Genomic DNA, 1,834 nt, shown 5'->3' on the forward strand with positions numbered 1-1,834 from the left:
TCCTGGTAAAGATAATGTTAAGTCGATAAACCTATTATTTCAAAAAGCGTAAGGATTGTTTACGCTTAATTTGTTTTGAATATATTTATAATCATACTTCTTATTTTTTGCACTTATGCAAGATTATTTATTGTTGTTGTGGTTTAATCTGCTTTCTCTAATTCTATAAATGATCTTTGACCAGGTACATAAGCTTGATAAGCTGAACTCATTAATCTTTAGTGCAGCTTAAAGTTACTTTTGTGATTAGGCACTACAACAACATTATTTATATTATTTAATTTATTTATATTATTGTTTGTTTCTTTCTGATTTTTTTCTGTTTCTTTTTCGTTTTCTTTCTGTGTATTTTTGGTGTCTCTTTTCTAAACCTACACTTTGGAGAATGTCATAATTGACAATGTTTTGATGTGTTTCTTTAGTGTCTTTTTTGTGATTGATTTATAAATTATTTTGATAAAAGTAATTAAATTTTAAATATTTACTTTAGTGTGGTGGTAATTGGTATACCGTTTTGATAATGCTGGATTACTCACACATAGTCATTTTTAGGATTAGCCACTACAACAACATTGTTATACATTGTTTTACTTTGTTTAACATTGTTGTCTGTGGCAAGCTGTTGGTAATCTGTTGGTAATCCGTTGGTAAGTTGGTGGGTAACTTTGATTATCTTTAGTTTGATAAAACCCCCAATTTATAACGTTTATTACAGTAAATCTGTTGGTAGTTTTACGGGTAATAATTTCTAGTTTTTCTAATACCTTTAGCTTGTTTTCTCATGATTTTTCGGAAATTTTATATTTCGGCGGTGTTTTATGATTTAACTCTTCACTTGCTAATTTATAAATTATTCTGCTAAAAGTAATTAAATTTTAAATATTTACTTTAGTGTGGTGGTAATTGGTATACCGTTTTGATAATGCTGGATTACTTCGACATGATCACTTTTATGTTTAGGTACTACAACAACAATGTTATACATTGTTTACTTTGTTTAACATTGTTGTCTGTGGTCATCTGTTGGTCATCTGCTGGTCGCTTGTTGGCCATCTGTTGGTCGTTTAGTTGGGCACTTTGATTTTCTTTAGATTAATAAAACCCCCAATTAACAACATTTATAACAGTGTATTTGTTGGTCACTTTACGGGTAACGATTTCTAATTTTTATAATACCTTTAACTTATTTTCCCATGATTTCTCGGAAATTTTGTATTTTAGTATTGTCTCGTAGATTAACTCTTCGCTAGCTAATTTATAAATTATTTTGCTAAAAGTAATTAATATTTAAATATTTACTTTAGTGTGGTGGTAATTGGTATACCGTTTTGATAATGCTGGATTACCCGAGATAGTAACTTTTATGTTTAGGTACTACAACAACAATGTATCTAATGTATTTTTTGTGTTCATCTGTTGGTCATTTTCCTGGTAAATTAATGATATTTATTATATTTATGGGTTTAGTCCAAAGAGTAAGGATTGTTTACGCATTAGCTTATTCAATTTCCTAGAAAGCATTAACTACCTTACAAATTTAGAATATTAGATGACGTCACAAATCGTTACGGCAGTTAAAAGATATATTTATGATAAGGCACCATAAAAACATTATTATCTGTATTAACATTATTTACATTATTGATTGTGTATTTTGAAAGTACTAATGCCGCTTTTTATTTTTAATTAAAGTTTTTGCTTACAGTGGTGATACACATTTAAAATATGTTCTTATCATCGAATTCTACACAAATAATATATTAGATTTCTTAACTTATTTATACAATCTATAATAGTCAAATAATCCACTAGTAATCATACTTTCTTTATCACT

Source organism: Macrococcoides caseolyticum (genome assembly GCF_002902665.1).
Taxonomy (GTDB): domain Bacteria; phylum Bacillota; class Bacilli; order Staphylococcales; family Staphylococcaceae; genus Macrococcoides; species Macrococcoides caseolyticum.